The following is a 7,536-nucleotide window of genomic DNA, read 5'->3' as shown; positions in this document are numbered from 1 at the left end:
TGGCAGTATCAGCATGAATATTACAGAAGTGAATTGAAAAAGCATGGAATTATACAGTCAATGTCGCGTAAGGGCAACTGCTATGACAACAGTATTATGGAGACCTTTTTTGGTCGGATGAAAAATGAAATGTATTACGGAAGCGAAAAAGAATACACCTCGTTCAAGGTATTTGCTAAAGCAGTGAAAGAATACATTCATTATTTCAACAAGGAAAGGATTCAGAAAAAAACAAAATGGATGCCTCCCGAAATATATCGGGAAACATCCACTAATGCCATTTAACTAATTTATATGCGTCCAGTTTTTGGGGTACACATCATGAGTCATTCATTTCTTCGCAGTCTCCTTTTTATGTTTTCTAGCTTTCCCTGCGTTAGAGCAAACCTCTTTATAAAGTTTTCTCCCAGCGATTTCAATCAGTTAAGGTGTCAACAACGCTGGGTATAGTCAAAAAGGGTTGTCAAAAATGAAGGGTTTTAAAAAATCAGAGTGTCAACGACCTTGGGTAGCGGTTACACAACTCAAGACCCACAACTCACAATTCACAACAGTCCCTATTCCCAACCGTGATACAGGTATCATACAATAAGCCGTGAACCCCTTGCTTTAGATTAAAGCAAGGGGTTCACGTTCTTCCTCAAATGAGTTTACTTTTATGCCTGACCTAGGACAGCAGCATTACTTACGAACCACAGAAATCCGTTCCTTGATGTGACTGCCTTTGACGATTTCATCAATCATGGCAAGGGCAAAGTCAGCGTAGCTGATGACACTTTCGCCGCGGCTATTTAGCGTCAGTTCTTCGCCAATAAGTATGTAGCTTCCTGTGCGCCCTCCATCTGCCTGAAAATCCGCGGCCGGGCTGATGTAGGTCCAATTGACGTCGGAGCGGCTGCGCAGCTCGGTGAGGGCTTTTCCCATGGCCGTTGCAAGGGGCTTAAAGGCGCTTGGAAAGTCCGGCGTATCAACAAGCTGCAGGGTATGGGTCTTATCCGTGTAAAGGCTTCCAGCACCGCCTACAACAAGGAGACGGACCTTCGTACCACTCAAGGTATCGCAGAGATGCTTCAAGGATGAGCTATGAAGCGGCAGTGTTTCCGGCGTCCAGGCACCAAAGGCGTCGACGACAGCATCGAACCCGGCAAGATCGTCCCGTGTGAGGTCGAAGAGGTCCTTTTCAATGACCCTTTGGGCAAGGGAATGATTGGTGTGACGAACGATGGCCGTTACGTCAAGGCCCTGGGCAAGGGCTTCCTTTACAATCAGCTGACCGGCTTTTCCATTAGCGGCAACAACGGCAATTTTCATGATGAGATCCTCCTTTAAGATGGAGCCCTTTAGGGGCTTGTGTTTTTCTTTCGATGGATTTATCATACTTCATAGAAGTAACTTTTGTGAAGTAGGCACAATAAAGTGCTATAAGTACCTAAAAGAAACTATTGCGGAGGAATGCTATGAAATTCATTGAATCACTGCCTGCCTGTCCAGTGGAAACCACCCTTATGCTGATTGGAGATAAATGGAAAGTCCTCATTTTGCGTGATCTCCTGCCTGGCAAAAAGCGTTTTGGTGAATTGCGTCATTCTGTTGGCCATATATCCCAAAAGGTTCTGACCTCAAACCTTCGGGACATGGAAGCCTGCGGACTATTGACCCGTACCGTCTATGCTGAAGTACCGCCTCGCGTTGAATATGCTCTGACAGACCTTGGCATGAGCCTAAAGCCCATCCTTGACGCCCTTGATCATTGGGGCCGAGGGTATCAAAAAGCGGCCCATAAAGTAATGGAAAGTCTCTGACCTTATGCTAACTCCCCAATCATCCTCTATTCTATGCTATAATAGAGCGAATCATTGTTGAAGCGATGCGAAAAAGGAGCAGCGACCATGGCAGAAGAACAGACCCTTGAAGTCACCATCCAAAATATTGTCTTTCAATCCGATCAGGGGACATTTTGCGTTTTTCGAGGAGAAAATCGGGATCTCGGTGCAGTGTCTGTTGTCTATAAGGGCATAGCTCCTTTTGCCGGCGAAAAAGTGCGCCTTACTGGGTCGTGGACTGAACATCCTCGTTTTGGCCGCCAATTTGACTGCCGCACATGGGAAGCCCTCAAGCCTACCGGAGAAGCCGCCATCGTCAAAATGCTCGGCAGCGGCGCCATCAAGGGCGTAGGGCCTGCCATGGCGCAGCGCATTGTCGATTGTTTTGGGGAGGATACGTTCCGCATCATTGATGAGCATCCTGAACGACTGCGGGAAGTGCCCGGTATTGGCAAGAAAAAGGCTGAGGATATCATCAGTTCCTACAGTGAGATGACGGATACGCGGGAACTGGTCTTTTTCCTTGAAAGTCACGGTATCAGCGGCAACTATGCGCCCCGTATCCAATCCCTGTATGGGTCAACGGCGCTTACGCGGATTGCCAATAATCCTTATTGTCTTGCCGAAGATGTAGAGGGAATCGGTTTCAAAACGGCGGACCGGCTTGCCGTCAGCCTAGGCGTGGACCTTGACGGCGAGGAGCGCATCCAGGCAGGCATCCGGTTTGCCCTCATGCAGAGCGGGACTCAGGGGCATACCTGTGTCCCTGATGAATGGCTTGTAAAAAGCGCGGCGTCCCTTCTTTCTGTGGACCCTGTCGACGTGCGGACGATTTTCCAGCATCTGATTGATGAAAATAGGCTGCGCACGGAAGAAGTGGGCGGGGAAACCTGCGTGTACGCAGAATATCTCTACCAGGCCGAAGTGGGCGTTGCTAAACGCCTCATGGTCCTGCGTGACCGTGTGAACCAACTGTGGCAGGTGGACTACCAAAAGATCATCGAAGCGTGGGAAAAAGATGAGAACCTGACGCTGGCACCGGAACAGATAGAAGCCATTAAGACGAGCGTTGATCACGGCGTCTTTGTGCTTACGGGCGGACCGGGCACAGGGAAAACGACCGTCATCAAGGGCATCCTGTCCGTTCTTAAGGAAGCAGGCTGCAAGATCCTTCTTTCGGCACCGACAGGACGGGCAGCCAAACGCCTTGCTGAATCAGCCGGCGAGCCGGCCCTGACGGTTCACCGCATGCTCGAATATACGCCAAATGGCGACGAGGCCTTGTGGGGGCGCAACGAGGATACGCCCCTTGAAGCGGATGCCGTTATCGTCGATGAAGCGTCCATGATGGATATTGTCCTCATGTACCATCTCCTACGGGCCCTGCCCATTGGCTGCCGCCTGGTCCTTGTTGGCGACGTTGACCAGCTGCCGTCCGTAGGTCCGGGCAGTGTCCTCAAGGATATTATCCGCAGCGGCGCCATGCCTGTCGTACGGCTCGAAAATGTTTTTCGGCAGGCCCAACTAAGCCCCATTGTGCGAAATGCCCACCGCATCAACCAAGGCCTTATGCCACTTGTTGATGGAGAAACGGATTTTACGTTCCGCCAGTTCATGAACGAAGAAGAGACCGTGCGTTACGTCGTTGATACGTATGCCCGTATGGTTAGAACCCTTTCCTGGCAGAATGTACAGGTCCTTTCTCCCATGCACCGCAATCCCTGCGGTGTAGAAAACCTGAATCGCCTGCTCCAGGCCCGCGTCAATCCGCCAAGTCCCGATAAAGCAGAACATAAGGCGGGGAACACGGTCTATCGTGAAGGGGACAAGGTCATGCAGATCCGCAACAACTATGAAAAGAACGTTTTTAATGGGGACATCGGACAAATTGACCTCATTCGCGGCAAGACGGTCTTTGTATCCTTTCCGGACCGTCCCGAAGGGGGCAATGTGACCTATGAAGGCGGCGAAGTGGACGACTTGCGCCTTGCTTATGCGATGAGTGTCCATAAGGCCCAAGGCAGTGAATACGCTGTTGTCATCATGCCCCTAGTGCCTGGACACTATATCATGCTTCAGCGGAACCTTTTTTATACGGCCATTACAAGGGCCAAAAAACAGGTTTATCTTGCCGGCAGCAAGAAAGCGATGCAGATGGCCGTCACGAACGACCGGACGCGCAAGCGCTATTCCCTTCTTGCCGAACGGCTGCATGGGGAACTTGGTATTGATTGACATGGAAAAATCAATTTAAAAATTTCATAATGGAAAATGATTATTAAAAAGAGGAATCCCGCCTTTTACAGCGAATAAAATAAAGTAAGTAACCTGTAATAAATCATATCAGTTTTTCAATACGTGGAGGTGTACTATGGAATTTTTAGAAGCAACCCTGACCAAGATCGTACAAGAAACCAGTGATTCCTACAGCTTTATTATGACCATCCCCGAAGGCTTTACGTGGAAAGCTGGCCAGCATGTTGCCTGGCAGATAAACGGCTTTGAACTTGATGCTGAGGACCGCAACACACGCGTTTTTACCATTGCCTCAACCATGGCTGACGGATATCTCATGTTTACGACCCGTATTGCCGACAAGCACACAAGTTTCAAGGAAGCCCTGCTCCGTAAAATCAAACCTGGTGATAAGATTGGTGTCGCGCGCCCCTTGGGGACCTTCGCCCTGGATGCGGAAGGCTTCAAGAAGACCCTCATCGTTGCCGGCGGTATTGGCATTACGCCCATCCGTGCTCTCTTGCGGGCCTACAAGGATCACCCTGTAGAAGGCCATGCCATTACAGTTCTTTATTCCGATGATCGCGGCGAATTTTGCTATAAGGACTTCTGGAAAGACCTTGAAACGGTTCCGGGTGTGGAAGTGCGGCTCATTTCGGACCGGGAAATCTTTATGAAGGATACGGACACTTATGCCAAAGACGTACAAAATGATGCCGAATACCTCATCGCTGGGTCCCCGGGGATGAACAATGCCTTTACGGAACGTCTCGAAGGCCTTGGCATCAAGAAGGAAAATATCAAGACCGACGTCTTTATTGGTTACTAAAAAGAAAAGCGTGCTGCCTTCGGGCGGCACTTTTTCATGGGCGGGGGCATGTTTTGCCCCCGCTCTTTTTTGAAAGGATGACTATGTGGCAAGTACTGAAAGAACTCATTCTCGCTATTTTTTATCCCCATTACTGTCCTGCCTGCCATGAAGAAGTAGAAGGCCCGGGCCTTTTATGTGAGGCCTGCCGCCGCAGCACCTATGCACCAGGCTATTTGGAACTTAAAAAAGAAACGGTGCCTCACCTTGACGCTGTTTACCGTCTCTATCGCTATGAAGGGGGCGTCAAACGGGCCCTTCATGGTCTCAAATATGAAAAGCGCCGGGACTATCTGGACCGCATGGGGGAGGAAGTCCTGCACCACGAGGCGGATCTTGAGCCTTTATTTACAGGAAATCCTTTTGTCGTAGCCCTTCCGACAGACCCCAAACGCCGAAAGACGCGGGGTTATGAAATCCCGCCCGCTATTTTTGGACCTTACCTGAAAAAACATGCGATGATCCTGACGCAGGCCCTTTGGCGGCAGAAGGCCACAAAACCGCAGTATGGGCTCAGCCGTGCGGAACGGCGGGAAAATCTATTGGGTTCCTTTGCCTTCCATCCGGTGAAGCTTGATGGGACGGTTATCGTCATCGAGCAAAGATGCTTGGGATTGATACAACATTGGAAATGGTGTGCATAGCGAAAAAGTCCATATATAGCGAGGCCTAGGCAAACGTCGGCAGATGGCCGGCTTTTTTTGTGCCTAAAATCAGGAGAGCGGACTTATAGCAAAGGAGAAGAAAAAACGGCAATAAGAATACGGCAGTAACGATAGCTTTTTATCGTTACTGCCGTATTTTTTAGATTATCTTTCCCCATTGAATACCAAACAGGGTTTCATCGTTTGGCCCCAATTTTATAACTGCATGGTTATTGAGCAGAGAAGAAATATCTGGCCCTAAATTGTCTTGTCGGTCAAATGCTATGAAGATTTGTTTTCCTCTGATGGTTGAATACAGTTGTAATAGTTGCCGTAAGTTTTCATCGGAAATATTCGGAAATAATAATGAATCGTGGGCAAGAGCTGGCAGTGGTGTCAATTTTAAAATACTTAAATCGTAAATCAGCATTCCTTTATAATTGGTGCCAGTTCCTGAATCTCTCGGTGTCTCAAAGGTATAGCTGTTGCTTTTTAGCAACCTGAGAATGGGCGCATTGTCTTCACCATGAGATATGAAGTCGCTGATTTTCTCCATTTCATCATTAATACTTTTTTCCATCTGATGCAGAAGCAATGTGGTTCGCTCTTCAAGTGCTTTCTTTGCTTGCTTTTCAATTTCAGTTAAATTTTGCAGATTGATAAAATTATCGCATTCATTTTCTAAAGTAGTTATCTCATGATCGAGCTTAGTATAAGCGGTAAGAAATTCGTCACTAAATGCCATCGATGGTTTTAGTCGTTCGATATAATTTTGGATTTTATCCACTTGGTTTTGGAGAGGTAGTAGCTCTTGTTCCATTCTTCTCTTTGTTTCAAGCAATTCATCTTTGAGTATAGATTGTATCTTGTGGTGGAATTTTTCAATTTTAGCTAGTTTTTCAATATTGGCATTGGGGAAGAAGGTCAAGAGATTATTCAAATCTGCTTCCGTTGGTTGAACCCCAAGTTGAAGATTTAAATCGACGAGATGAATATCATTTTTCTTCTGCTCAAGCTTTTTTCTGGCATCACGAAGATATCGTTTTAATTCGTTTATTTGATTGGCCTTTTTCACTTCTTCTCTATCAACAGAGGAATTATTGGAGAAGGCTAGGTCTTCTTTTTCTTGACGTAATTCGGCTAACTTTGATTGTGCCTTCTCATACTCTTTTTGTCGTGTAATAGCAGAGGCGATAAAGTTGTATTTCTGTGCTGTACGAAAGGCGGAGTGCTTGTCTTTAGCGGATTTTAACTGGTTCTGGAAATATGAAATCTCATTATGGTGGTTGAAAAGACAGAGCAAGACATTGATTGCAGCCGTACTGTTCTCTGACTCTCTGATTTTCAATGGCTGCATTTCATCGATTTTGCTTTTCTTATAGATACGGAAAAAGCGGCTGATTGTATTCCTAAATGAAACTCCGGGAAAATCCATTTTGTATTGATGACAAAGCCATTGAGTGTATTCAGTCAGGTGTATCTCTTTGAAGATATCTTTTGACGGATGTTCACGAATCACGTCAGGATTTGTTGTATCTCGCGAAAATCTGTAATCTTGATTTGAAAAACGAAAGGTGAAAAATATTTCATGGTTTCCCAATTCAATCACAGCATCGCTTTTTACATAAGACGAACCACCAAATGCGAAATCAATTATCATAAGCATGGTGGATTTTCCAATAGAATTCGCTCCATTTTTACTTCCTAGTATGACATTTAACCCTGGGTGAAAGTTTATTGTTTCCTCTGGGTGCTTTGGAGTTTTAAATTTGGAGCAAGATATTTCTATCAACATTTTTCTATTTCTCCCTTTTCATTTAATGTAATTTTTTTGAGGGCGTATAGACAATCCAGAACATCAACGAGTTCTACAGGCCCCTTGATGGCTCTGCATAGATGCAGAAGTTCGACTGGAGTCTTAGGAGTATTCAGGTTATATAGGATGCAAGGCATCTTGGATAAGATG

8 protein-coding genes are annotated in these 7,536 nt (G+C 46.7%); 5 read left to right on the top strand and 3 right to left on the bottom strand.

Going from position 1 to position 7,536, the window contains the following annotated elements:
- The coding region (locus tag H503_RS11920) for an IS3 family transposase (protein WP_026385636.1) at nucleotides 1-285 on the top strand (285 nt) is incomplete at its 5' end.
- A gap of 396 nt (nucleotides 286-681) precedes the next feature.
- Here H503_RS11920 and H503_RS0106980 read toward each other — a convergent pair.
- Nucleotides 682-1,311: an NAD(P)-dependent oxidoreductase gene (locus H503_RS0106980; RefSeq protein WP_026385635.1), complete on the bottom strand. Its 630-nt coding sequence runs from the start codon at nucleotides 1,309-1,311 to the stop codon at nucleotides 682-684.
- A 146-nt stretch (nucleotides 1,312-1,457) separates the two neighbouring features.
- On the opposite strand from H503_RS0106980, the gene H503_RS0106975 reads away from it, so the two are divergent.
- The 4 genes from H503_RS0106975 (at nucleotide 1,458) to H503_RS0106960 (ending at nucleotide 5,570) form a co-directional block, all read left to right on the top strand.
- Nucleotides 1,458-1,802 carry a winged helix-turn-helix transcriptional regulator gene (locus H503_RS0106975; RefSeq protein WP_009014583.1) on the top strand — a complete coding sequence of 115 codons (345 nt, stop codon included), beginning with the start codon at nucleotides 1,458-1,460 and terminating at the stop codon, nucleotides 1,800-1,802.
- 87 nt (nucleotides 1,803-1,889) lie between these two features.
- Nucleotides 1,890-4,058, top strand: a complete 2,169-nt coding sequence (recD2, locus tag H503_RS0106970) for an SF1B family DNA helicase RecD2 (protein ID WP_022227459.1) — start codon at nucleotides 1,890-1,892, stop codon at nucleotides 4,056-4,058.
- 136 nt (nucleotides 4,059-4,194) lie between these two features.
- On the top strand, nucleotides 4,195-4,887 hold the full coding sequence (locus tag H503_RS0106965; RefSeq protein ID WP_009014581.1) for an FAD-dependent oxidoreductase: 693 nt from the start codon (nucleotides 4,195-4,197) through the stop codon (nucleotides 4,885-4,887).
- 83 nt (nucleotides 4,888-4,970) lie between these two features.
- Complete coding sequence (locus H503_RS0106960) at nucleotides 4,971-5,570, top strand: ComF family protein (RefSeq protein WP_248604851.1); 600 nt, start codon at nucleotides 4,971-4,973, stop codon at nucleotides 5,568-5,570.
- Nucleotides 5,571-5,730: 160 nt separating this feature from the next.
- Here the strand turns inward: H503_RS0106960 and H503_RS0106955 are convergent, their stop codons facing one another.
- The gene (locus tag H503_RS0106955; RefSeq protein ID WP_026385633.1) at nucleotides 5,731-7,365 is read right to left on the bottom strand and encodes a DUF2326 domain-containing protein; all 1,635 of its coding nucleotides are present in this window, start codon (nucleotides 7,363-7,365) and stop codon (nucleotides 5,731-5,733) included.
- Nucleotides 7,359-7,523 carry an ABC-three component system middle component 7 gene (locus H503_RS12965; RefSeq protein ID WP_374111287.1) on the bottom strand — a complete coding sequence of 55 codons (165 nt, stop codon included), beginning with the start codon at nucleotides 7,521-7,523 and terminating at the stop codon, nucleotides 7,359-7,361. Before H503_RS12965 ends, H503_RS0106955 begins: the two co-directional genes overlap by 7 nt.
- Nucleotides 7,524-7,536 lie beyond the last annotated feature (13 nt).

This window comes from Acidaminococcus intestini DSM 21505, assembly GCF_000425045.1.
GTDB classification, from domain to species: Bacteria; Bacillota; Negativicutes; order Acidaminococcales; family Acidaminococcaceae; genus Acidaminococcus; species Acidaminococcus intestini.
Note: the sequence above shows the minus strand (reverse complement) of the source record. Positions and strands in the feature narration are given on the sequence as shown.

What these genes read in the sequence shown, in the direction of transcription:
- H503_RS0106980 (WP_026385635.1), bottom strand. Translation starts at nt 1,311, where the DNA reads ATGAAAATTGCCGTTGTTGCCGCTAATGGAAAAGCCGGTCAGCTGATT.
- H503_RS0106975 (WP_009014583.1), top strand. Translation starts at nt 1,458, where the DNA reads ATGAAATTCATTGAATCACTGCCTGCCTGTCCAGTGGAAACCACCCTT.
- recD2 (WP_022227459.1), top strand. Translation starts at nt 1,890, where the DNA reads ATGGCAGAAGAACAGACCCTTGAAGTCACCATCCAAAATATTGTCTTT.
- H503_RS0106965 (WP_009014581.1), top strand. Translation starts at nt 4,195, where the DNA reads ATGGAATTTTTAGAAGCAACCCTGACCAAGATCGTACAAGAAACCAGT.
- H503_RS0106960 (WP_248604851.1), top strand. Translation starts at nt 4,971, where the DNA reads ATGTGGCAAGTACTGAAAGAACTCATTCTCGCTATTTTTTATCCCCAT.
- H503_RS0106955 (WP_026385633.1), bottom strand. Translation starts at nt 7,365, where the DNA reads ATGTTGATAGAAATATCTTGCTCCAAATTTAAAACTCCAAAGCACCCA.
- H503_RS12965 (WP_374111287.1), bottom strand. Translation starts at nt 7,523, where the DNA reads ATGCCTTGCATCCTATATAACCTGAATACTCCTAAGACTCCAGTCGAA.